The sequence below is a fragment of the Streptomyces sp. NBC_01092 genome (assembly GCF_045039535.1).
Classification (GTDB): Bacteria; Actinomycetota; Actinomycetes; order Streptomycetales; family Streptomycetaceae; genus Streptomyces.
In genome coordinates this window covers 7,189,028-7,213,924 of sequence record NZ_CP108659.1, presented here as the reverse complement: position 1 = coordinate 7,213,924, position 24,897 = coordinate 7,189,028, and the positions used below count along the sequence as shown (strand labels likewise).

Below are 24,897 nucleotides of genomic sequence, written 5' to 3'. Positions count from 1 at the left end.
AGCAACGGGGGCGTTGCACGGTGTACATGAACTCTTCGCACAACAGGCTCGGCGGACACCGGCGGCGACCGCGCTGGTGCACGGCGACGAACGGCTGACGTACGCCGAACTCGACACGCGTGCCGACCGGTTGGCCGCGTTACTGCGGCGGCACGGGGTGCGGCCGGGGGCTCTGGTGGGCGTGTACCTGGAGCGGTCCGCCGAGATGGTGGTGGCCCTGCTCGGCACGCTCAAGGCCGGTGCCGGCTATGTGATGCTCGACCCGGACTTTCCGGCGGAGCGGCTGCGTGGCATGGCGGCCGACGCGGGGGTCGGGGTGGTCGTCTCCCGACGCGGGGCCCAACAGCCCGTGAGCGCCGCCGAGTCGGTGGCAGTGGAGGACTCCGAGCAGACCCCGGCGCCGGCACACGACGAGGTCGCGGTACGGCCGCACGACCCCGCCTGCGTGATGTTCACCTCCGGCTCCACGGGCCGCCCGAAGGGCATCGTCGCCTCCCACTCGGCGATCACCGGGACGCTGACCGGGCAGGACTTCGCCTCCTTCGGGGCCGGCGCGGTGTGGTTGCAGTGCTCCCCGGTGTCCTGGGACGCGTTCGCGCTGGAGCTGTGGGGTCCGCTCCTGAACGGCGGCCTGTGCGTACTGCACCCGGGGCAGCGCCCCGACCCGGTGGTGATGGCCGCTCTGGTCGAACGGCATCCCGTCACCTCCCTGTACCTCTCCGCCTCCCTGTTCCAGGTGGTCGTCGACGAGTACCCGCGGGCCCTCGCCGCGGTACGCGAACTGATCGTCGGCGGCGAGCCGTTGTCGCCCGCGCACGCGGCCCGTGCCCTGGAGCGGCACCCCGGGCTGCGGCTGAGCAACGGCTACGGCCCGGTCGAGGGCATGGTCTTCCTGACCGTCCACCCGGTCACCGCCGAGGAGGTGCGCGGCGGCCGGCCGGTGCCGATCGGCCGCCCCCTCGCCGGTAAACGCCTCCGGGTGCTGGACGAGCGGCTGCGGCCCGTCGCGGACGGCGAGAGCGGTGAGCTGTACGCCGCCGGTGCGGGTGTCGCCCTCGGCTACTGCGGCCGGCCGGAGCTGACCGCCGAGCGGTTCGTGGCCGACCCGTACGGGCCCGCGGGGCGGAGGATGTACCGCACCGGGGATCTGGTGCGGCGCAGGGCCGACGGGGTGCTGGAGTATCTGGGGCGGGCCGACGCCCAGGTGAAGATCCGCGGGTTCCGGGTGGAGCCCGGCGAGGTGGAGGCGGTGCTGGCACGCCATCCGGGTGTCGTCCGGGCCGCCGTGGTCGCCCGGCCCGACGCCACGGGCGACAAGCGGCTCGTCGCCTACGTCGTCCCGCGCGACGGGGAGCGACAGCCGCCCACGGAAGGGGAGTTGCGCGAGCACGCGGCTCGCCTGCTGGCCGACTACCTGGTCCCGGCGGCCTTCGTCCTGCTGGACGCCCTCCCCCTCACCCCCAACGGCAAGCTGGACCGCGCGGCCCTGCCGGAGCCCGGCCCGGTCACCGGCTCGCTCGCCTCGGCGACCGGGCGGCAGCCGTCGGGTGCGGTCGAGGAAGCGCTGTGCGGGCTGTTCTCCGAGGTGCTGGGGGTCGCGTCCGTCGGCCCCGAGGACGACTTCTTCGCGCTCGGCGGCAACTCGCTGATGGTGGCCCGGCTGCTGGGCCGGATCCAGCTGACGCTGGGCGCGCGGGTCGGCGTACGGACGCTGTTCGAGTGCCGGACGCCGGCGGCGCTGGTGCCGCACGTGGAGGAGACGGCGGCGAGCAGCGGTCGGTCCGACGCGACCGCGCCTCTCCCGGACGGCGGCTCACTCCCCCTGTCGTACGCCCAGCGCCGCCTGTGGTTCCTGGACCGGGTCGACGCGGGTACCGCCTACACCCTGCCGGTGCTGGTGCGGCTGCGCGGCGAGGTCGATCCGGCGGCGCTGCGGGCGGCCCTCGGGGACGTGGCGGCCCGGCAGGCGGTGCTGCGTACCGTCTTCGAGGAGACCGACGGCGAGCCGCGACAGCGGGTGCTCGACGGTGCCGACGGCCTCCCGCAGCTGCGGCAGGTCGACGTGGACTCGGGTGAGCTGGCGAAGGCCGTCGCCGAGGCCGCCCGGCACCGCTTCGACCTGGGCGCCGAACTGCCCCTGCACGCCGTGCTGTTCAGCATCCCGGACCGGCCGGGCGAACACGCGCTGCTGCTCGTGCTGCACCACATCGCGGGCGACGGCTGGTCGCTGCCCCCGCTTTTCCGGGACCTGTCGCGCGCCTACGCCGCCCGGGCCGCCGGATCCGCGCCGGAACTGCCCCCGCTGCCCGTCCCGTACGCCGGCTTCGCGCGCCGGCAGCGGGAGCGGCTCGGCTCGGCCGGCGATCCCGGATCACTCGCCTCGCAGCAGCTCACCTTCTGGCGCAAGGCCCTGGCCGACCTGGCGCCCGGCGGCCCCCTGCTGCCCCGGCGTCCCGGACGCCCGGCCCTGCCAGGCCAGGACGCCGACACCGTCGTACGGCGGCTGGACGCCGGCGAACACGCGCGGATCGTCGAGACGGCCCGGGTGCAGGGCGCCACGCTGTTCATGGCGCTGCACGCCGCCCTGGCCGCCGCGCTGGCCCGGGCGGGGGCGGGCGAGGATCTCGCGGTCGGGTCGCCGATCGCCGGGCGCGGGCACGACGGCACGGTGGACGACGTCGTCGGGTTCTTCGTCAACATGCTGGTGCTGCGCACCGACGCCTCCGGCGATCCGACCGCGCGGCAGCTCCTCGCGCGGGTCCGGGAGACGGCGCTGAACGCCTTCGCCCACCAGGACGTGCCGTTCGAGGAGGTCGTGGACGCGCTGGGTCCCGTACGCCCGCCGGGGCGGCAGCCGTTCACCGAGGTGGTGCTGGCGTTGCAGAACAACGCCCGCGCCGAGGTGGACCTGCCCGGCGCCGCGACCGGCGTGGAGCCGCTGCGCACCGGCGCGGCGCGGTTCGAGCTGCTGGTGGACGTGACGGACGACCACGGCCCGTCGGGCGCGCCGGACGGCATGACGCTGGTCTTCGAGTACCGGACCTCGTGTCTGGAGCCGGAGTTCGTGGGACGGCTGGCGGACGCGGTCGTCGAGGCGCTGCGCGCGGCGGTCGCCGCACCGGACCTGCCGCTGTCCCGGCTCGCGCTGCCCGAGCCGCCCCGGCGCGCGGACCCGGCCCGGGACGCGGTGCTCGTCCCCGCCCGCGCCGACGCCGCCCCGGCGGACTCGGCCCTGCACCGGGAGATCGCCGCCGTGTGGTCCGACGTCCTCGGCGTCGACGGCGTCGGCCCGCACGACGACTTCTTCCGGCTCGGCGGCAACTCCCTGCGCGCGGTGCGGGTCGCGGCCCGCCTCACCGGTGCCGGACGCACGGTGACCGCCGCCCAGCTGTTCACCTCTCCCACCGTCGCCGCTCTCGCCGCCGAGCTGGAGCGGGCGCCGGCCGAGGCTCCCACGGCACCGGCGCCCATCCCGCGCCGGCCGCGCGTTCCCCGGCAGCCCGACCGCGCCGGACGTACCGACACCAGCCAGAAGGAGGTGCCATGGACCTGAGCGTGATGTTCTTCGGCGCCGACAGCCCCGCGGACACGGGGGCCACGCCTCGGCACAGCGAGGCCTACGACGACATCCTCACCGTAGCCCGGACCGCGGACCGGCTCGGCTTCCACGCGATCTGGACGCCCGAGCGGCACTTCCAGCAGGTGGGCCAGGTGTTCCCGAGCCCGCCGGTGCTGAGCGCCGCGCTCGCGGTGGCGACCGAGCGGATCAACATCCGGGCGGGCAGCGTGATCCTGCCGCTGCACCATCCGCTGCGGATCGCGGAGGACTGGGCGGTCGTCGACAACCTCTCGCACGGCCGGATCGGACTGTCGGCCGCCACCGGCTGGCACTCCGCCGACTTCGTGCTCGCGCCCGCCAACTACGAGGGCCGCCGCGAGCAGACCCTGCGGGACATCCCGCTGCTGCGGCGGCTGTGGGCTGGCGAGGCGGCCGAGTTCACCGACGGCACCGGTGAATCGGTCACCGTCCGGCAGCAGCCGCGGCCCGTGCAGGACACCCTGCCCCTGTGGCTGACCACTTCCGGCAACCCCGCGACCTGGGAGGCGGCCGGAGGTCTGCGGACCGGGGTGCTCGGGGCGACCGTCGGACAGAGCCGGGACGAACTCGCCGAGAAGATCGGCCGCTACCGGGCTGTCTGCGCCGCCGCCCCCGACCAGGGCGGCACCGACGCGCACGGCCGGGTGACGCTGATGGCGCACACGTTCGTCGGCGCCGACGACGAGGAGGCGCGGCGGCTGACCGCCGAGCCGCTGAAGCGGTATCTGCGCTCCTATGTCCGGCAGACCACGGCGAACCGTACGGCCGACAAGGCCACGGCGGCGCTCACCGAGGAACAGACCGCGCTGCTCGCCGAGTTCGCCTTCCACCGGTATCTGTCCTGGGGCAGCCTGCTCGGCTCCACCGAGACCTGCCGGAAGATGCTCGCCGACCTGCGCGAGCTCGGCTGCGACGAGGTCGCCTGCTTCGTGGACTTCGGCCTCGGCCGCGAAGAGGTACTGGCGGGGCTGCACCGACTGGCCGAGCTCGTGGAGGACGTGGCGTGACGGGGACTACGGGGGCGGCCGGCGCGTCGATGGCCGAGCGGTTCAGCGCGCTCAGTGGTGAGCAGCGGGTCCGGCTGATGCGGCGGCTGGTGGAGTCCGGGCAGGCGGGGCTGATCCCGGCGGTCGTACCGCCGCGCGACGGGGACGGCCCGGCGCGGCTCAGCCCGGCGCAGGAGGACCTGTGGGTGTACGAGTCGCTGTATCCCGGCACCGCGGCGCTCAACCTGTGCTGTGCCTACCACTTCGACGCCCCGATGGACCCCGACCTGCTGGAGTCGGCGCTGACGCTGGTGCGCGGGAACCACGACGTCCTGCGGGCCCGCATCGACGGTGAACCGGGAGCGCTCACCGTCACCTTCCCGCCCGAGGAGCGCTTCCGGCTGGAGCGGGAGGACCTGCGCGGCACCGGCATCACCATCGCCGAGGCCTTCGAGACCTTCCGGCGCCGCCCCTTCGACCTGGCCGGAGAACCGCTGATGCGGGCCCGGTTGGTCACGGTCGACGACCGGCGGAGCACGCTGATGCTGAGCCTGCACCATGTCATCGCCGACTGGTGGTCCTTCGACGTGCTCCAGGCCGAGTTCGCCGAGGCCCACCGCGCGACGCGCTCCGGTACGGCTCCCGCGCTGACCCGGCCCCGGATCCAGTACGCCGACTTCGCGTCCTGGCAGGGCGAGTTGGAGGCGGCCGGCGTCTTCGAGGCGCGGCTGGCGTTCTGGCGCCGCTACCTCGCCGAGCCGCCGGGGCCGCTGACCGTGCCCGGTGCCCGCGCGGGGTCCTCGGAGGAGATCGCCCAGATCCCGTTCCGGGTGGACGCCCCGACCGCCCGGGCGGTACGGGCGCTGGCCCGCGAGCGCGGCGCCTCCGTCTACGTCGTCCTGATGGCGGCGTTCGCGGTCCTCGCGCACCGCCTCACCGGCGCCGACGACATGGTGCTCGGCACGCCGACCGCCAACCGGGCCGCCAAGGGCCTGGAGCGGGTCATCGGGTACGTCATGAACGCCATCCCGACCCGTTGGCGGATCCGGCCCGGGGACTCCTTCGCCGATGTGCTGTCCCGGTTCGCGGCCGACTTCCCCGAGCTGATGGCCAACGCCGACGTGCCGGTGGGCCGGATCGTGTCGACGGTCGCGCCCGACCGCAGCGCCGGGCGCTCCCCGCTGTTCCAGTGGGTGTTCATGCACCTCACCCAGCAGCGCAGCGTGGCCGCGCTGCGGGAGTTCAGCGAGCCCGAGCGGATCCACACCGGTGGTGAGCACGACCTCGTGGGCATCGTCCGGGACGCCGACGACGGCGCGATGGACGGCAGCTTCGAGATCCGTACGGCCCTGTTCGGCGCGGACACCGTACGGCACTGGACGGACGCCTATCTGGAGCTGCTGCGCCGCTTCACCGCCGACCCCGAGGTGCCCCTCGCCGACGTCGGTCTTCTGTCCGAGGCGGACGGGAGGCGGCTGCTGGAGCTCGGCCTCGGCCCGGCCGCTCCCGAGCCGCTGTCCCTGCCCGACCTGGTGGCCCGGCAGGCGGCCCGCACGCCGGACGCGCCGGCGCTGGAGGGCTCGGCGCCGGCGCTGACCTACGCCGAACTCGTCGACCGGGTCGAGCAGTTGGCCGCGGTGTTCTCCGAACATGGTGCGGGGCCTGGGGAGGTCGTGGCCCTCGCGCTGGGACGCGGCGCGGCGATGGTGCCTGCGTTGCTGGCTGTGCAGCGGGCCGGTGCCGCCTATCTGCCGGTGGATCCGGACTATCCGACCGAGCGGATCCGGGTGGCGTTGGAGGACGCGAAGCCGGTGCTGGTGGTCGTGGGGGAGCGGGGGCTCTCTGTCGATACGGATGTGCCGACCTTGAGGTTGAGCAATTCGCTGGAATTGCCACGAGATGTTATGGATCGTCTGCCGCGCCATGGTGGCTGGTCGCGCAGTTCCCCGCGCCCCTTTGGGGCGCCCCCGGCACTCCCCGCCGAATTGGACCCGGCGACCCCGGCCTACGTCATCCACACCTCCGGCTCCACCGGCCGCCCCAAAGGCGTCGTCGTCCCGCACACCGGCCTGGCCGCCCTCGCTCGCGGTCTCGTGGACTCCATGGCGTTGGCCCCGGGCGGCAGAGTCCTGCAACTCGGGTCGCCCGCGTTCGACATCTCCGTGGCCGAGATGTGCATGGCGTTCGGTTCCGGCGGGACGCTGGTCGTGGCTCCGGACGGGCCGCTCGCCGGGCAGGGGTTGGCCGATGTCCTGACCGGGCTGCGGATCAACGCCACGATGCTGCCGCCGTCCGTGCTGGCGACCCTGCCCGCCGGGGAGTACCCGGACCTGCGGTCGCTGGCCGTGGGCGCGGAGGCGTGCCCGCCGGAGCTGGTGGCCCGCTGGGCCGTCGGCGGGCGCCGGTTCCACAACGCCTACGGGCCCACCGAGTACACGGTGGCCGCCACCGTCTCCGGCCCGCTCACCGGCGACGGCACGCCTCCGCCCATCGGCGTCCCGCTGCCGGGCACGCGCACGTACGTCCTCGACGAGCGGCTGCGGCCGGTGCCGCCGGGGGTGTGCGGTGAGCTGTATCTGGCGGGGCCCGCGGTGGCGTACGGCTACCTGGGCCGGGCGGGGGCGACCGCCGAGCGGTTCGTCGCCGATCCGTACGGGGCGCCCGGCACCCGCATGTACCGCACCGGGGACCTGGCCCGCCGCCGGGACGACGGCGCGCTGGAGTACCTGGGCCGCTCCGACGACCAGGTGAAGATCCGGGGCCAGCGGATCGAGCCGGGCGAGATCGCCGCCGTCCTCACCGGGCACCCCTCGGTGGAGCGGGCGGTGGCCGTCGTACGCGAGGACCGGCCGGGCAGGCCGCGGCTCGTCGCGTACGTCGTAGGCGGCGACGGCGTGGAGCCCGCGCCGGACGCGCTGCTGGCGTACGCCGCCGGGCGGTTGCCCGCCGCCATGGTGCCGGCCGACGTGATGGTGCTGGACGCGCTGCCGCTGGCGCCGAACGGCAAGCTGGACCGGGCGGCGCTGCCCGCGCCGGGAAGCCGGCCGGACGTCGAGGGGCGGGCCCCCGAGGGGGTGCGCGAGGTCACGCTGTGCGCCCTGTTCCAGGAGGTGCTGGGCGTCGAACGGGTCGGTGCCGACGACGACTTCTTCCGGCTCGGCGGCGACAGCATCATGGCGATCCAGCTGGCGGGGCGGGCGTCGGGTGCGGGGCTCGGCATCACACCGCGCGAGGTCTTCACGGCCCGTACGCCGGCCGCGCTCGCGCTGACCGCACGGGAGGCCGCGGATCTCGGCGACGACTCCGGCACCGGGCGTTTCCCGCTGACGCCGGTCATGCGCTGGTGGCGCGAACAGGGCGGGGACGCGGCGGCGTTCACGCAGTCGATGGTGTTCCCGGTGCCGTCGGGCGTGGGCCCGCAGCGGGTCGCGGCGGCCGTGCGCGGGCTGGTCGAGCGGCACGGCGCGTTGCGGATGCGGCTGGTGGAGGGGGAGCTGGAGGTTCCCGAGGCCGTCCCCGACGTGGTGGTCGAGCGCGTCGAGGTGCCCGCCGGCGCCGATGCCCGGGAGGTGGCCGAATCGACGGCGGCCTCGGTGCGGCTCGACCCGGAGAAGGGCGAGATGCTGCGGGCCACCTGGCTCGACGAGGGCGCCGGGCGGCCGGGGCAGCTGTTGCTGACGGTGCATCACCTCGCGGTGGACGGGGTGTCCTGGCGGCTGCTCGGCCCCGAACTGGCCGCCGCTCTGGCCGGGGAGCGGCTGCCGCAGGCGCCGGGCACGTCCTTCGCGCGCTGGGCGCGGCTGCTGGCGGACGAGGCGGTGCGGCCCGAGCGGGCCGGCGTGGAGTCGGCCTGGTGGGAGGGGATGTTGAACGGCCCGGACGCGCGGATCGCGGGCGGCCGGGGTGTCGGGGCGCGCCGCGGTGTGCTCAGCGTGGAACTGACGCCGGAGGTTACCGAGGCGGCGCTGTCCGAGGTGACGGAGGCCTTCCACTGCGGCCCGGACGCGGTCCTGCTGACCGCGCTGGCCGCCGCGGCGCTGCGGCACCGGGGCACGGGCACCGGGCTGTTGGTCCACCTGGAGGGCCACGGCCGCGAGGGACTCTCCCGGCCCGCCGACGTCTCGCGCACCGTCGGCTGGTTCACCACCCAGTACCCGGTCCGGCTGGACGCGGGCGCCGCGCTCGGCGCGGACTTCTGGCAGCCCGCACGGGACGCGGCCGGCGAGGCACTCATGCAGATCAAGGAGCGGCTGCGGTCGGTCCCCGCGGGCGGCCTCGGCTGGGGGCTGCTGCGCCACCACAACCCGGACACGGCCCCGAAGCTGGCCCTGCTGCCCGTGCCCGATCTGCGGTTCAACTACCTGGGCCGGTTCTCCGGCGGCGACACGGCCGACGGCGAACTGCTCGGTATGGCCGCCGAGGCGCTGCCGCTCGGGCACGCCGTGGAGGTGGACGCGGTCGTCCTGGAGCGGGGCGCCGGGCGGCTGTGCCTGAGCGCCGGGTTCTCGTACGCGCGCGGGGTGCTCGGCGAGGACGACGTGCTGCGGCTGGCGCGGCTGTGGTGCGAGGCGATCGAGGTCCTGGTCGCGCACGCCCGCCGGGACGGAGCGGGCGGCCACACCAGCTCCGACTTCCCGCTGGTCGACCTGTCCGCGGACCAGCTCGCCCTGCTGGAGGACGGCCTGGACCTGTACCTGGACGACGAGGGGGACGACTGATGGGCGGCCGCATCGCGGACGTACTGCCGCTCTCCCCCGCCCAGGAGGGCCTGCTCTTCCACGCCCTGCGCGATCCGGACCGGCCCGACCCGTATCTGGTCCAGGCCCGCTTCCGGATCGCGCCCGGCGTCACCGGCGAGGCCCTGCGGGCCGGGGTCGCCGGGCTGCTGGAGCGGCACCCGAATCTGCGGGCGTGTTTCCGGCACGAGCAGGTCGAGCGGCCGGTGCAGGTGATCCCGCGGGCGGTGCAGCCGCCGTGGACGGAGCTCGACCGCACCGGACGCACGCCGGACGAGACGCGGGCGGACCTCGCCCGGCTCATGGCCGAGGACCGTGGCCGTCGCTTCGACCTGGCCCGCCCTCCGCTGCTACGGGCCACGCTGGTCCGGCACGACGAGGGCGCCGAACTGCTGCTGACCCTGCATCACATCCTGTTGGACGGCTGGTCGTTGCCGTTGCTCGCGCGGGATCTCGAGGCGCTGACGACGGGCGGCGCCGAGCTGCCGCCCGCCGCGCCGTTCAAGCAGTACCTGGTGTGGCTGAAGGGCCAGGACCAAGTGCGTGCGCAGGCGGCCTGGCGGGAGGCGCTGGACGGTCTGCCGCGGCCCGCACTGCTGTCGCCGGACGGTCCGCGGGGCACCAATGCCCCGGAGGACACGGTCGACGTCGAGCTCACCGCCGAGCTGACGGCGGCGGTGACCCGGCGGGCGGCCGACGCGGGCGTCACCGTCAACACCGTGGCGCAGAGCGCCTGGGCCCTGGTGCTGGCCCGGATGACCGGCGCCGACGACCTGGTCTTCGGCGCGGTCGTCTCGGGGCGGCCGCACGATCTGCCCGGCGTCGAGCGGATGGTGGGGCTGTTCATCAACACGCTGCCGGTGCGGATCGCGCTGCGGGCCGGCGAGGGTGTCGACGAACTGCTGGCCCGGGTGCAGCGGGAGCAGCTGCTGCTGGCGCCGTATCACCATGTACGGCTGTCCCAGGTGCAGCGGGCGGCCGGGGCGGGCGAACTCTTCGACACGGTCCTGGCGTTCGAGAACTTCCCGCGCGCCGAGGGCGCCGCGCCGGCCGTGGAGCTGGTCGGGACGCGGGACGCGACGCACTACCCGGTGACGGTCGCCGTCGTCGCCGGGGAGCGGATGCTGCTGCGGGTGAGCTGCCGCGGCGGCATCCCGGCCGCGACGGTCGGTGCCCGCCTGGTGCGCGCCTTCGAGGCGCTGACGTCCGCGCACGGCATACCGGCCGACCGGCTCGACGTCCTCCCCCGAGAGGAGCGGCTCCGGCTGCTCGCCCTGGCCGAAGGCCCGACGCGTCCGGCGTCCGGGGCGCCGGGCATCCCCGGGCGCTTCGCCGAGCAGGTGGCCCGCACACCCGACGCGCCGGCCGTCGAGTCCGACGGCGAGGTGCTGACGTACGGCCGTCTCGACGCGGCGTCCGACGCCCTGGCGGGGCGGCTGCGGGAGGCGGGAGTGCGGCCCGGCGACACCGTCGCGCTGCCACTGACCCGGTCCGTGTCCATGGTGGTCGCGCAGCTGGCGGTGCTGAAGGCGGGCGCGTGCTGTCTGCCGCTGGATCCGGGGGCTCCGGCGGGGCGGCTGGCGGCGCTGGTGGGCGCGGCGCACGCGCGGGTGGCGGTCTCGGCGAGCGACGTGCGACTGCCCGAGGGCGTGCGGGTGCTGGACGTCGACGAGAAGGGCACCGACGCGCCGGCGCCGGCCGCCGTGCATCCGGAATCCGCCGCGTACGTGATGTACACCTCGGGCTCCACGGGCGAACCCAAGGGCATCGTCACCCCGCACCGGGCCGTGGTGGAACTGGCCGCCGACTCCCGGTTTACGGGCGGCGCGCACGAGCGCGTCCTCCTCCACAGTCCGCACACCTTCGACGCCGCGACCTACGAAATGTGGGTGCCCCTGCTGGGCGGCGGCACGGTGGTGCTCGCCCCGCCCGGACCCGTCACCCCCGACCTGCTCAAGAGGCTGCTGCCCGAGGCGCGGATCACCGCCCTGTGGCTCACCGCCGAACTCCTGCGCACCGTCGCGGAGATCGCGCCGGAGGTGCTCGGCGCCCTGCGTGAGGTGTGGGCGGGCGGGGACGTGCTCGCGCCCGAGGCGGTGCGGCGGGTGCGCGAGCACTGCCCGGACACGCGGGTGGTCAACGGCTACGGGCCCACCGAGACCACGGTGTTCGCCACGGCCCACTGTGTGACGGGGGATGCCGGCGCGTCCGTGCCCATCGGCCGGGCGCTCGACAACTCCCGCGCCCACGTCCTCGACCGTCTCCTGCGCCCGGTACCGGTCGGAGCGGTCGGCGAGTTGTACGTCGCCGGCAGCGGGCTCGCCCACGGCTACCTGAACCGTCCGGGCCACAGTGCCGAGCGCTTCGTCGCCGACCCGTACGGGCCGCCCGGCACCCGCATGTACCGCACGGGCGACCTGGTGCGCCGGCTCCCCGGCGGCGAGCTGGAGTTCGTGGGCCGCGGCGACGACCAGGTCAAGGTGCGCGGCTTCCGGATCGAACCCGGCGAGGTGGAGGCCGCCCTGGCCGCCTGCCCCGGCGTGGAGCGGGCCGTGGTCGCCGCGCGCCCCGGGCCCGACGGCGGCAAGCGGCTCGTCGCCTACGTCATGGGCGGCGACCTGGGCCCGGTGCGGGAGCATGCGGCGCGTGTGCTGCCCGCGCATCTGATGCCGTCGGCGTGGGCGCGCCTGGACGCCGTACCGCTGACCGCGCACGGCAAGGTCGACCGGGCGGCGCTGCCCGAACCCGAGGCGGAGCGTGGGCTTGCGGGGCCCGGCCGGATCGCCCGGCCGGGGCGTGAGCAGCGGCTGTGCGCGCTGTTCGCGCAGGCGCTCGGCGTGGCCGCGATCGGCCCCGACGGCGACTTCTTCGCGCACGGCGGCCACTCGCTGCTCGCTCTGCGTCTGACCGCGAGCATCCACGCCGAGCTCGGTACCCGGGTCTCGCCCGCCACGCTGTTCGAGGCGCCGACACCGGGCGCGCTCGCCGCCCGCCTCGCCGCCGGGGTGCCGGACGGGGACGCCGAGGACGCGTACGCCCCGCTGCTCGCCCTGCGCCGCGAGGGCGACCTGCCCCCGCTGTTCTGCCTGCACCCGGGGCTCGGGCTCGGCTGGGCCTACGCGGCGCTGCTGCCGCACCTCGCGCCCGGGCGGCCGGTGTACGCGCTCCAGACGCCGGTGCTGCACGGCGGGCAACTTCCGCACACTCTGGGCGAGTTGGCCGAGGAATATGTGCCCCGCATCCGGGCGGTGCGACCGCACGGGCCGTATCTGCTGCTCGGGCGTTCCTTCGGCGGGCCGTTCGCGCATGAGTTGGCGGTGCGGCTGCGCGCGGCGGGCGAGGAGGTCGCGCTCGTCGCCGTGGTGGACGCGATGCCGAAGCCGCCCGAGGTGGCGCGGGTGCCGCTGGACCCGGCGGTGGTGGAGCAGGCGGCGCTGAGCAGCCTGCTGCGCAACGCGCTGCCCGGGGCTCCGGCAGGGCCTGGCCCGCTGGACCGGGCCGAGGTCGTCGCCCGCCTCCACGCGCACAGCGCGCTCCTCGCCGACCTCGACGAGCGGCGGCTCGGCGCGCTGGCCGGCGCCATGGAGCGGTACATCGAGATGGCCCGCGCCTGGCGGCCGTCGCCGTACGACGGCCGGGTGACCCTCTTCTCGGCCACCCGCGCCTCGGAGGCGACGACCGAGGAGAAGCGCGCGGCCTGGCAGGGCTGCGCGGCAGGGGTGGACGTGCACGAACTGGACTGCGAGCACAGCGATGTGCTCACCCCGGGGCCGGTCGGCGAGATCGCCGCGGCCGTGGAGAACGTACTGGCACACCGCACGGGGGATGGAGCACAGGCAGATGGCCGCTGACGACATAGGCACGGTCGGGGACTACGGGGACTACGGGGACTACGGGGAGTACGAGGAGTACGAGGAGTACGAGGAGTACGAGTTCCCGACCTCGGACGCGCAGGCCCGGCTGCTCGTCCTGGACCACATGGATCCGGGCGCCGCGACCTACCACGTGCCGGCCGCTTTCGTGGTGCGCGGGCCGTTCGACGCGGCCGCCTTCGGGCGCGCACTCGACGCGCTCGTCGCCCGGCACGAGTCACTGCGCACGGTCCTGCGCACCGGCCCCGACGGGGTGCCGCTCCAGATCGTGTCCACCGCCGGGCAGGTGGAGCCGCGCGTGGAGCGTGACGTGCCCGTCGCCGAGGTGGAGGCCCTGATGCACGCGGAGGCGGCCCGCCCCTTCGACGTGGCGACCGGCCCACTCCTGCGCTGCACGCTGTACGCCGTGGCCGACGGCAGCCACCGCATCCTGCTCGTCGCCCACCATCTGGTCTGCGACGGCTGGTCGCTGGGTGTGCTGCTGCGCGAGCTGTCCGCCGGGTACGAGAACGAGACCAAGGGCCTGCCCCACACCCTGCCCGAACTGCCGCTCCAGTTCCCGGATTTCGCGTCCTGGCAGCGTGAGCGGCAGGCGGCGGGCGAGTACGCCGGCTCGGTCGCGCACTGGGCCGAGCGGCTTCGGGGTGCCCCGGAGGCGGTCGCGCTGCCGCTGGACCGGCCGCGCGGGGCGGTGCGTACGGCGGCGGGCGGCACCGAGCGGTTCACGCTGCCGGCCCGGGTGCGCGAGCGGATCGCCGAGACGGCCCGGACGCGCGGCGGCACACCGTTCATGGCGGTGTTCGCCGCGTACGCCGCGTTCGTGAGCCGGCTCTCGGGCTCCGAGGACCTGGTGATCGGCTTTCCCGTCTCCGGCCGGGACCGCCCCGAACTCCAGGACATGGTCGGCATGCTGACCAACACCCTGGCCCTGCGGATCGACCTGTCCGGCGACCCGTCGTACCACGACCTGATCGACCGTCTGCGCACCGCGCTGCTGGACTCCCAGCCGTACCAGGACGCCCCCTTCGAGGCGGTCGTCGACGAGGTCGCCCCGGCCCGCGAGATCAGCCACGACCCGGTCGTCCAGGTGGTCTTCGGCTACGACGACGACACCGAACTGACGCTGAGCCTGGCGGGTGCGGAGGTCGAACGCCTCCATGTCGCCCTGGACACCGCGAAGTTCGACTTCCACCTCCAGGTGGAGCGGTGGGGCGAGGATCTCGCCGCGTATCTGATCTACCGCAGCGCACTGTTCGACGCGGAGACGGTACGACGGTGGGTGGCCTGCTTCGAGACGCTGCTGGAGGGGTTGCTGGAACGTCCGGAGGCGCGCATGTCGACGGTGGAGATGGTGCCGTCCGAGGAGCGCGAGCGCTTGCTGACGCAGGGGACTGCGACGCCGCTCAGGGGCGCGGGGAACTGCGCGACCAGCCACGACGGACCCGCAGACAGCCACACATCGGAACCCTTGGTTCCGGACCTGGTAGCGGACCGCGCCGCCACCCAGCCGGAGGCCACCGCCCTGGTCTGCGGCAACCTGCGCCTGACATACCGCGAACTGCTGACCCGCGCCGACACCCTCGCAGCACGCCTGCGCGAGCAAGGCGTACACCGCGGCGACCGCGTAGGCCTCCTGCTCCCCCGAGGCGCCGACATGGCCGTCGCCGCCCTCGCGGTGCTGCGCGCCGGGGGCGCCTACGTGCCACTGGACCCGGCACACCCCGCCGCCCGCCTCGCCTACATGGTCACCAACTCGGCCACGTCCCTGCTGCTGACGGCGGCGCGGACGACGGGCCTGGCCGGGACGGACGTACCGGAACTCCGCGTGGACGAGCACCCGGACACGGTGCCCGCGTTCACCCCCGCGACGTGCGCCCCCGGCGACCTCGCCTACGTCCTCTACACCTCCGGCTCCACCGGCGTCCCCAAGGGCGTGGCCGTCGAGCACCGGGCGCTGCACAACCTCGCGGTGAACGTACGGCCCGTGTTCCCGGTGACCGGGACGGACCGCGTCCTGCAGTTCGTGTCGTTCGGCTTCGACGTCGCCGTGTCCGACCTGTTCTTCCCCTGGGTCGCGGGCGCGGAGCTGCACATCGCGCAGGAGGACGAGCGGCTGGGCGAGGCGCTTCAGGCGCGGCTGCGGGACTCCCGCATCACCTACGTCTTCCTGCCGCCGTCCGCCGCGATGACGCTCCCCCGCTCCCCGGGCGCGCTGCCCGAGCTGCGTACCCTCGCGGTCGGCGGCGAGGCGTGCCCGGCCGAGCTGGTCGAGCGGCTCGGCGAGGAGGGCCGCCGGATCGTCAACGCGTACGGCCCCAGCGAGGCCACGGTGTACTCGACCACGGCCGATCTGCGCCCCGGCGAGCCGGTCGTGATCGGCCACGCGGTGCCCGGCTCGCGCGCCTACGTCCTGGACCGCCGTCTGCGCCCGGCCCCGGTCGGCGTGACCGGCGAGCTCTACGTCGCCGGCGCCACCCTGGCCCGCGGCTACATCGGCCGGCCCGGGATGACGTCCGAGCGCTTCGTCGCCGACCCGTACGGCCCGCCCGGCAGCCGTATGTACCGCACCGGCGACCTGTGCCGCGTCGACGCGCAAGGCGTCCTGCACTACCTGGGCCGCAGCGACTCGCAGGTGAAGCTGCGCGGCTACCGGATCGAACTCGGCGAGATCGAGGCCCTGCTGGCGAACCATCCCGAGGTGACGGTGGCCGCGGCGGCGGTGCGGGGGGACGGCGCCGATCAGCGGCTGGTGGCTTATGTGGTCGGGCAGGACGCGACCCCCTCGGACGAGGCCCTGCGTGCCCATCTCGCCCTACGGCTCCCCGGCTACATGGTCCCGGAGGTCTTCGTGCGCCTGCCGGAGCTGCCGCTGAACCGCTCCGGCAAGATCGACCGGTCCCGGCTGCCCGAACCCCCCTCCTCGCGGCCCCGGCTGAGCGAGTCGTACGCGGCCCCGGACAGCGCGGCCGAGCAGCGTGTGGCCCGGGTCTGGCAGCAGGTGCTGACCCTGGACCGGGTCGGCGCGCACGACAACTTCTTCGACCTGGGCGGCAATTCGGTACGGCTGCTGGCCGTGCTCGCGGCGCTCCAGGAACACCCGGAGTACCGGGACCTGACCCTGATCGACCTGTTCCGGCATCCGACGGTCGCCGCCGTGGCGGCCCATCTCGACCGTACGGCCGAACAGAGCGCACCCCACGAGGAGGCGGCCCGGCGCGGCAGCGACCGCCGGGCGGCCCTGCACAAACTCCGTTCCAGGAAGGGCACGACGCGATGACGACCGAGGAAGCCGCACCGTACGACCTTGAGTCCGCGGTGGCCGTCGTGGGGATGAGCGGGCGCTTTCCCGGCGCCCCCGACCTGGACACGTACTGGGCCAACCTGCGCGACGGCGTCTGCTCCGTGTCCGCCTTCACCGAGAAGGAACTGCTGGCCGACGGGGCGGACCCGGCCGACCTGAGCAATCCCGCGTACGTCCCCGCCCACGGGTATCTGGCGGACGCGGACCGCTTCGAGGCCGAGCTCTTCGGCTTCAACCGCACCGAGGCGGCGGCTCTCGACCCACAGCACCGGGTGCTGCTGGAGAGCGCCTGGGCCGCCCTGGAGGACGCCGGGTACGCGCCGCTGGACGCCCCGTCCCGCACCGGCGTGTACGTGGGCGGCAGCCCGACGGAGCACTCCCTGGCCGCCGCCACGGACCCGGCCCTCGCGGCGTCGATCGGCGCCCTTCAGGTCCGTATCCTCACCGACCGCGAGTTCCTGGCGCCCTGGATCTCCTACCGGCTGGGCCTGGACGGGCCGAGCATGACGGTCCAGACGGCCTGCTCGACCTCGCTGACGGCGGTCCATCTCGCCGTCCAGGCCCTCCTGCTCGGCGAGTGCGACGCGGCGCTCGCGGGCGGCGTGGCCGTCGGCAGCGTGCGCAAGCAGGGCTACGTCCACTACCAGGGCGGGATCTTCTCGCCCGACGGCCGCTGCCGCCCCTTCGACGAGAAGGCGGCCGGCACGGTGCCGGGCAGCGGGGTGGGCGTGCTGGTGCTGCGCCGGCTGGAGGACGCGCTGGCCGACGGCGACCCGGTGCGGGCGGTGATCCGGGGCACCGCGGTCACCAACGACGGCGCCGGCAAGGTCGGCTTCACCGCTCCGGGGGTGGACCAGCAGACGGCCGCGATCACCGAGGCGTGGGCGGCGGCGGGGCTGGAGCCGTCGGCGGCGCAGTACCTGGAGGCGCACGGGACCGGTACGGAGCTGGGGGACCGGATCGAACTGGAGGCGGCGAGCGCGGCGTTCGGCTCCGGCGGCGACATCGCCCTCGGCTCGGTGAAGTCGAACATCGGGCACGCGGACGCGGCGGCCGGGGCGGCGGCGCTGATCAAGACGATCCTGATGCTGGAGCACGGGACGCTGGCCCCGACGGTGGACGTCACGAGCCCGGTCACCGCTCTCCAGGGCTCACCGCTGCGGCTGGTGACGCAGGCGCGGGATTGGCCGGGCAGGATGGGCCTGCCCCGGCTGGCCGGCGTGACGTCGGTGGGCATCGGCGGCACGAACGTGCACGTGGTGGTGCAGGAGGCGCCGCAGCGCGGGGCGGGCGCGAGTGCCGCCGCCGAGCCGACGGTGCTGCCGCTGTCGGCCCGCACCGACGCCCAACTCGCCCTTGTTGCCGCCCGGTTGGCGGCGCGCCTGCGCGAGGCGGACGCCCCGTCCCTGGCCGACGTCGCACACACCCTGCGCACGGGCCGGGTCGGGATGCCCGTCCGCGCCTACGTCGTGGCGGCCGTCGCACGGGAGGCCTCGGACAAGCTCACGGCACTGGCCGAGGGCCACCGGGACACGGCGCGGGACCCTCTGGGCGAGGCGTGGCTGAGGGGCGAGGAGGTGACCTGGCCGGCCCTCGACGCCGGTGTGCGGCGGGTGCGGCTGCCGGCGTACCCGTTCGCGGGCGAGAGTCATGGCGCGCTGACGTTGGGCAGCCCGGTGGCTCGGACGACGCCCGACGGCCCGGCAGCCGCGCCGGAGAGCGAACTGGAGTCCAGGGTCGCCGAGTTGGTGATCGAGGCGCTGGATCTCGACGGCCGCGCGGGCCTGGAGCGGACGTACTTCGAGGCGGGCGGCGACTCGCTGACGGCCGTGCATCTCGCCGGACGGCTCCGCGACGAGCTGGGCATCGACGTACCGATCCAGCTGTTCCTCGAACCGATCACCCTGAAGGACATGACGACCCGCATCGTCGAGACCAAGGAGCACGGCGCCGCGGACGGCGCCCTGGACGCGCTGCTCTCCGAGTTCGAGGCGGAGTCATGACCGTCCCCGACATCCGCACCCCCTGGTTCAGGGGCGTGCGCGCGCCCGCCGCGAAGATCCGTCTGGTGTGCTTTCCGCACGCGGGCGGAGCGGCCGGCACCTTCCACAACTGGGCCACGCTGACACCACCGGAGGTCGAGGTCCTGTCGGTGCAGTACCCCGGCCGCCAGGACCGCCTGTCCGAGCCGTGTGCGACCACGATGGACGAGCTGGCGGACGCGATCACGGCGGCCCTGCTGGACGAGCCGGCCGACGACCTGCCGCTGGCGCTGTTCGGCCACAGCATGGGTTCGTCGGTGGCGTACGAGGTGGCCCGCCGGCTGGAGGAGGTCCCCGGCCGCACGCTCACCCGGCTGTTCGTGTCGGGCCGCACCCGGCCACGCCTCGCACAGGAGCTGGCACCGCGGTCGGCCCCGACCGACGACGACATCCTGAACCACGTGCGCAGACTGGATCCGCAGGGCGCCGCGCTGTACGAACACCCCGCGCTGCGGACCGTGATCATGCCGTCCCTGCGCGCGGACTTCGGGCTCCTCGCGGCGTACCGCCCGACGCGCCTGCACCGACTGGGAGTTCCGGTCACGGCCTGCGGGGGCGACGGCGATCCCGCGTGCCCGGTGGAGGACCTCGCGGCGTGGTCGGACGTCACGACCGAGGGGCTGGACGTCCGGGTCTTCGAGGGGAACCACTTCTATCTCAACCCGCGGAAAGAGGAGTTGGTCGGGTTCATCACCGCGCAGCTGCTGTGAGGCGGCGCCCCGGCGCCGCTCCCCGGTCCCCTCCTGCTCACGCCGTGCGCTTGCGTGACGTCGTCTTCTTCGCCGTCGCCTTCTTCGCCGTGCTCTTCGCCGCCGACTTCTTGGCGCCCTGGACCGACTTGGACGTCGCCTTCGAGGCCGACGCCGAGGCCGACTTCGATGCCGTCTTCGATGTCGTCTTCTTCGCCGAGGCCGTCGTCTTCTTCGCCGCGGTCTTCTTCGCCGCCGACGTCGACTTCTTGCCCGCCGTCTGCTTCGGGGCCGCTCGGGCCGACTTGCGCTGGGGCAGGCGTCTGACCTCGGCGGCCTCCTCCGGCTCCTCGCCGCGGGACTCCTTGGCGGCGCGGACGCTGCTCTCCAGGGCCGCCATGAGGTCGAGGACCTTGCCGCCGGCCGCGGGCTCGGGGAGGGAGGGCAGGGCCTCGCCGGACGCCTTCGCGGCGATGACCTCCTCGACGGCCTCGCGGTACTCGTCGTGCAGGTCGTCGAGGTCGACCTCGCCGAGGGTGTCCATCAGGGCGTCCGCGAGGTCGAGTTCCTGGTCACGGACGGTGACGTCGGTGTCGGGGGCGACGCCCTCCGGGGCCCGCACCTCGTCCGGCCAGAGCAGGCCGTGCATGGCGATGGCGTCGCCGACGACCCGGAGCATGCCGAGCCGTTCACGCCCGCGCAGGGCGAACTTGGCGATGGCGACCTTGTTGCTGCGCTTGAGCGCCTCCCGCAGCAGGGTGTACGGCTTGGCGGCCGGGGCGCCGCTCGCGGCGAGGTAGTACGCCGCGTCCATCTGGAGCGGGTCGATCCGGTCACCCGGCACGAAGGCCACGATCTCGATCGTCTTCGCGGTCGGGATGGGCAGCTGGGCCAGGTCCTCGTCGGTGATGGGGATCATCGAGCCGTCGGCGTCCTCGTAGCCCTTGCCGATCTCGGCCTGGCTGACCTCGCGGTCCTCCAGTTCGCAGAACTTGCGGTACCGGATCCGGCCGCCGTCCTCGGTGTGGATCTGGCGGAAGGAGATCGAGTGGCTCTCGGTCGCGTTCACCACCTTGATCGGGATGCTGACCAGGCCGAAAGAGATGGCGCCGTTCCATATGGATCGCACGTTCAGCACCTTTCGAGGCGGTCCCGGCCGGTTTCATGTGATTCTCATCGTATGACGCCGATCACAGAGGTGGAGGGGCGGCGGCTCGCGCTCAGCAACCTGGAGAAGGTGCTGTATCCGGCGACCGGGTTCACCAAGGGCGAGGTGCTGCACTACTACGCGACCACCGCCGACGTCCTGCTGCCGCATCTGCGCGACCGCCCGGTGTCCTTCCTGCGCTACCCGGACGGGCCGGACGGGCAGGTGTTCTTCACCAAGAACGTCCCGCCGGGCACCCCCGAGTGGGTCACCACGGCCGAGGTCCCCCGGGTCGAGGGGCCGGCGCGGATGGTGTTCGTGCAGGACCTGGCGAGTCTGATGTGGGCCGCCAATCTCGTCACCGAGTTCCATACGCCCCAGTGGGTGATCGACGCGCCCGGCGAGGCCGACCGGCTGGTCTTCGACCTCGACCCCGGGTCACCGGCCGGCGTGGTGGAGTGCTGCGAGGTCGCCCTCTGGCTGCGGGAGCGGCTGGCCGCCGACGGCATCGAGGCGTACGCCAAGACGTCCGGCTCGAAGGGCCTGCATCTCGCCGCGGCCATCCGGCCCGCCCCGTCGGCGCAGGCCACCGAGTACGCCAAGGAACTCGCCGTGGAGGCCGAGAAGGCCCTGCCCCGGCTGGCGATCCACCGGATGACGAAGAGCCTGCGGCCGGGCAAGGTCTTCGTCGACTGGAGCCAGAACGCCGCGCGCAAGACGACGGCGACGCCCTACACGCTGCGGGCCCGGCCCGAGCCGACCGTGTCGGCGCCGGTGACCTGGGACGAGGTCGAGGACTGCCACTCCCCCACGGCCCTGAGTTTCATGGCCCCGGACATCGCGCCACGCCTGCAGGACTACGGCGACCTGCTGGCCCCGCTCCTCGATCCCGACCGGGCGGGCCGCCTGCCGTGACCTCGCGCCCCCGCCAGGGGGCACCGCCACGCCGCAGGGGCTGATCTCGTCAGCCCCAGACCCGCCGGTCCCGGGCCATCGCATGCAGCGCCTCCACATCCGCCGGCTTCAGCACCCCGCCCGTCCGGGCCAGGCCCTCCACCTCCGTGTCCTTGAGGACCCGTACCTCCCGAAGCGGCCCGGTGATCGTCACGTCGGCCGGGGTGACCAGGGCGAGGACCGGGCGGACCTCGGCGGTCAGGGCGTACGACGCGCGGTCGGCGTCGGCGCGGACGCGGCGCAGCAGCGGGTACGCCTCGCGGCGGCCCAGGGCGACCATCGGGTCGGCGACGGTGACCTTCTGCTTACGGGCGTACAGCGCATGCAGCGCGAACAGCCCGCCGGGTCCGATCACCAGGTGATGGATGCGGTCGCCGCCGGGCAGCGGCACGGAGTGCAGCGCGTGCCAGCCCACGCCGTCCAGCCGGTCCAGCGCCTCCCCGACCGTCTGCTCCGCGGTCAGCGCCCGCCGCCGCGGGTCCGGCCGCAGGCGGTGCGTGGGGCCCGGGTCCCGGTCCAGGGCGATGAGGAGCGCCTCGCCGGGGCGGTTGGGCGCGAGGTCGTCGTCGGGGTGCAGGGTCAGGCGGGCGAGCTCGGCGGGCGTGGGGACGGGGGGCGGCCCCACCGTCACCGGGCCGGTGATGAAGGGGCCGAGCGCCTCCAGCACATCCTCTCTGCTCGCGTCGCTGAGCAGGTTGATCCGGCCCGCCTCACGGTCGTACCAGGCGAGGTTGCGGCCGTCCGTGAGACAGACGTAGAGCCGTTCCTGGCCGTGCCGCCAGGTCGGTATGACGCGCAGTCCGTTCATGCACCATCACCCCATGACCATGGGAACAGGCGGGGTGCTGCGGGGGCAAGAACCCGGTTACCTTTGAGAGGAGTTGGGCAGACCGCCCTAGGGGTGGTTGGGGAGGCGTTGTTGCGTACCCGCAGGAAGCAACCCGACGTACCTGCTCCGGACAGCCCGTGGAGCGAGATCGTGCCCGGCCTGTGGATGGGCGGGCACGAGTTCCGGGGGCGCTCGGGGCAACTGGAGTTCGCGGTCGTCAGGGACGAGTTCGATCTCGTGCAGACGCTCCTGCGGCTGCCCGGACACGGACCCGATCCCGGCGTGGAGCACCATGTCTGGCCGATCCCGGACGGGCCGCTGGACGGCACCCAGCTCGCGGGGGTGATACGCCTGTCGCAGGCGGCGTGCGAGGCCATGGACGAGGGCCGCAGGGTCCTCGTGCGCTGCTATCACGGCTACAACCGCTCGGGGCTGGTCGTCGCCCACGCCCTGGTCCGCCGTAGCCACTCCGCCGAGCAGGCGATCCGGCTGATACGCTCCCGCCGCTCTCCGTGGGCCCTGCACAACGAGCTGTTCGTCGACTACCTCCGAGCCGGACTGTCGACCGCGCGGCTCCTGGAAGAGCTCGCCGAGTAGCCCTTCGCCCGTCCGCCCACCGGGTGCGCAAAAAGGACTTCCGTACGAATAGGGTGTACGGGCGACAACACCATGAGCCCCAGGAGAACCGTGCCCCGCACCCGCCTCACGCGCACCGTCGCGCTCAGTGCCCTGGTCGCACTGCTGCTGACGGCGGCGACGGCCTGCGGTGACGCCGGGGGACTCCAGGGCTCCGGCCCGACCGAGACCGCGGTCAGCCCGGACAAACTCTGGCCGCAGCTGACGCCGGCGTCCCGGCCGGCCTATGAGATCGGCGAGGTGAACCGGGAGGTCGTGAAGGGCGTCATGCTCCCCGGGGACGACATCCACGACGTGAACCCGGTGGCGGTCGTGCGGCGGGAGCTCGACAAGAGCCCCGGGGACTACGAGGGCAAGGACGCGCAGTACCGCGAGACCGGCCGTCTGATGGCGCACTGCGCGGGCGGCGCCGGCCATGGGAGGTGCCCGGTGCTGCGGCCCTACTTCCGGGACCTGACCGGCGACGGGCGCCCCGAGCTCACGGTCGGCTTCCGGCTGATGCCCGGCAAGACGACCGCGGTGCGCGTCTACACCGTCGAGAAGCACCGGCTCGTCCAGGTGATGAGCTGGGACGACGCCATCAGCAGCGTCGAGCTGGCCGGACGGTCGGTGATCATCCGTTCGCCGTCCGAGGTCGCCGGGTACGAGTACCGGCTGCAGTGGACCTGGGACGCGGACCAGAAGGCGATGCTGCTCACGCACGACGAGATGCTGCGCACCGGCCCCCGCAAGAAGACGCCCCACCCGTCCCCTTCACCGTCCGCGGCCCCCTCCCTGTCCCCCTCGGCGAGCACGCCATGAGGCTCGCGCTCCCCCAGTGGGCCGGCACGCTCGCCGTGAAGGCCGCCGTCTTCATCACGGTGATGTGCTGTGCGCTCGCCGCGCTGCTCGGCATCCTCGTGCATGTCTCGGTGACCAACCAGACCGTCGGCCAGGCCCGCGACCTCGCGCTGTCCCGGCTGGAGGACGCGACCGCGGCGTTCGAGGCCGGGGACCCCATCGAGCCCGGCGTGGGCCTCGACCCCCCGGACCTGCCCGAGTCGCTGCGGAAGCTGGCGGTGGCCGGGGAGCGGGGCACGATGGTCGCCGACCACCGCGGCCGGCCGACGATGTGGGCGGCGGGACCGGCGGACGGCGAGCGGGCGCTGGCGGTCGAGGTGGACTACTCGCAGCAGGCCCGCACCATCGACGGCCTCGACCGGGCGATCGTGTGGTCGTCCGCGCTGGCGATCGGGGTGACGGTGCTGGTGGGCGCGTTCGCGGTGACGCGGGTGACCCGGCGGCTGCACGCCACCGCCCGGGTGGCCCGGCGGATCAGCGGGGGCGATCTGGACGCGCGGGTGGACGACCCCCGTACCCGGGACGCGACCCGGCCGCCGGACGAGGTGGCCGCGGTCGCCGCCGCGCTGGACACCATGGCCTCCTCGCTGCAGAGCAAGCTGCTCGCCGAGCAGCGGTTCACGGCGGACGTGGCGCACGAGCTGCGCACGCCGCTGACCGGGCTGCACGCGGCGGCCGAGCTGCTGCCGCCGGGGCGGCCGACGGAGCTGGTGCTGGACCGGGTGTCCGCGTTGCGCACGCTGACGGAGGACCTGCTGGAGATCTCGCGGCTGGACAGCGGGCGCGAGCGCTCCGAGCCGGACAGCGAGCCGCTCGCGGCGCTGGCCGAGCGGGTGGTGCGGGCGTCCGGCACCGAGACCGATGTCGTCGTCCTGCGGGACGTCGTGGTGGAGACGGATCGGCGGCGGCTGGAGCGGGTGCTGGGGAATCTGGTCGCCAATGCGCACAAGCACGGGCGCGGGCCGGTGTCCCTGACGGTGGACGGGCCGGAAGTCACCGTGCGGGATCACGGTGGCGGCTATCCGGAGTACCTCGTCGAGCACGGGCCGCAGCGGTTTCGTACCGAGGGCGGTTCCAAGGGGCACGGGCTGGGGCTGACCATCGCGCTCGGGCAGGCGGAGGTGTTGGGGGCGCGGCTGACGTTCGCCAACGCGGTGGACGGCGGCGCGGTCGCGACACTCGCCCTGCGGTAGGCGCGGCTCCTCCCCGCGCTGCTTCTCCTATGGCCCATTAGGACGAGCGAAACGCCCGATTGGCTGCTTAATGT

13 protein-coding genes are annotated in these 24,897 nt (G+C 74.3%); 11 read left to right on the top strand and 2 right to left on the bottom strand.

The window, feature by feature from the left end; translation table 11 throughout:
* Positions 1–13: 13 nt before the first annotated feature.
* From OG254_RS32920 to OG254_RS32890, 7 genes are read left to right on the top strand one after another with little or no spacing between them, the layout of a single operon-like run.
* Positions 14–3,553, top strand: a complete 3,540-nt coding sequence (locus OG254_RS32920) for an amino acid adenylation domain-containing protein (protein WP_405589013.1) — start codon at positions 14–16, stop codon at positions 3,551–3,553.
* Entirely contained in the window at positions 3,544–4,605 is a 1,062-nt protein-coding gene (locus OG254_RS32915) for a MupA/Atu3671 family FMN-dependent luciferase-like monooxygenase (RefSeq protein WP_405589010.1), read from the top strand. The genes OG254_RS32920 and OG254_RS32915 overlap by 10 nt, the downstream gene beginning before the upstream one ends.
* Positions 4,602–9,302 (top strand): amino acid adenylation domain-containing protein, encoded by a 4,701-nt coding sequence (locus OG254_RS32910; RefSeq protein WP_405589007.1) that lies wholly within the window; start codon positions 4,602–4,604, stop codon positions 9,300–9,302. Before OG254_RS32915 ends, OG254_RS32910 begins: the two co-directional genes overlap by 4 nt.
* On the top strand, positions 9,302–13,171 hold the full coding sequence (locus OG254_RS32905; RefSeq protein WP_405589004.1) for a non-ribosomal peptide synthetase: 3,870 nt from the start codon (positions 9,302–9,304) through the stop codon (positions 13,169–13,171). The genes OG254_RS32910 and OG254_RS32905 overlap by 1 nt, the downstream gene beginning before the upstream one ends.
* A complete protein-coding gene (locus OG254_RS32900) occupies positions 13,161–16,469 on the top strand; it encodes a non-ribosomal peptide synthetase (protein ID WP_405589001.1) in 3,309 nt (1,102 codons plus the stop codon). Before OG254_RS32905 ends, OG254_RS32900 begins: the two co-directional genes overlap by 11 nt.
* Positions 16,466–18,496: a beta-ketoacyl synthase N-terminal-like domain-containing protein gene (locus OG254_RS32895; protein ID WP_405588999.1), complete on the top strand. Its 2,031-nt coding sequence runs from the start codon at positions 16,466–16,468 to the stop codon at positions 18,494–18,496. The genes OG254_RS32900 and OG254_RS32895 overlap by 4 nt, the downstream gene beginning before the upstream one ends.
* Positions 18,493–19,245 carry a thioesterase II family protein gene (locus OG254_RS32890; RefSeq protein WP_405588996.1) on the top strand — a complete coding sequence of 251 codons (753 nt, stop codon included), beginning with the start codon at positions 18,493–18,495 and terminating at the stop codon, positions 19,243–19,245. The genes OG254_RS32895 and OG254_RS32890 overlap by 4 nt, the downstream gene beginning before the upstream one ends.
* Before the next feature lie 37 nt (positions 19,246–19,282).
* Here the strand turns inward: OG254_RS32890 and OG254_RS32885 are convergent, their stop codons facing one another.
* The gene (locus tag OG254_RS32885) at positions 19,283–20,362 is read right to left on the bottom strand and encodes a Ku protein (protein ID WP_405588993.1); all 1,080 of its coding nucleotides are present in this window, start codon (positions 20,360–20,362) and stop codon (positions 19,283–19,285) included.
* Positions 20,363–20,404: 42 nt separating this feature from the next.
* On the opposite strand from OG254_RS32885, the gene ligD reads away from it, so the two are divergent.
* Positions 20,405–21,286 (top strand): non-homologous end-joining DNA ligase, encoded by an 882-nt coding sequence (gene ligD, locus OG254_RS32880; RefSeq protein WP_405588990.1) that lies wholly within the window; start codon positions 20,405–20,407, stop codon positions 21,284–21,286.
* 49 nt (positions 21,287–21,335) lie between these two features.
* Here the strand turns inward: ligD and OG254_RS32875 are convergent, their stop codons facing one another.
* Entirely contained in the window at positions 21,336–22,133 is a 798-nt protein-coding gene (locus OG254_RS32875) for a nuclease-related domain-containing protein (RefSeq protein WP_405588988.1), read from the bottom strand.
* A gap of 111 nt (positions 22,134–22,244) precedes the next feature.
* On the opposite strand from OG254_RS32875, the gene OG254_RS32870 reads away from it, so the two are divergent.
* The 3 genes from OG254_RS32870 (at position 22,245) to OG254_RS32860 (ending at position 24,823) form a co-directional block, all read left to right on the top strand.
* Complete coding sequence (locus OG254_RS32870; protein WP_351192016.1) at positions 22,245–22,751, top strand: dual specificity protein phosphatase family protein; 507 nt, start codon at positions 22,245–22,247, stop codon at positions 22,749–22,751.
* Positions 22,752–22,823: 72 nt separating this feature from the next.
* The gene (locus OG254_RS32865; RefSeq protein ID WP_405588985.1) at positions 22,824–23,591 is read left to right on the top strand and encodes a hypothetical protein; all 768 of its coding nucleotides are present in this window, start codon (positions 22,824–22,826) and stop codon (positions 23,589–23,591) included.
* Positions 23,588–24,823, top strand: a complete 1,236-nt coding sequence (locus OG254_RS32860) for an ATP-binding protein (RefSeq protein WP_405588982.1) — start codon at positions 23,588–23,590, stop codon at positions 24,821–24,823. Before OG254_RS32865 ends, OG254_RS32860 begins: the two co-directional genes overlap by 4 nt.
* Positions 24,824–24,897 lie beyond the last annotated feature (74 nt).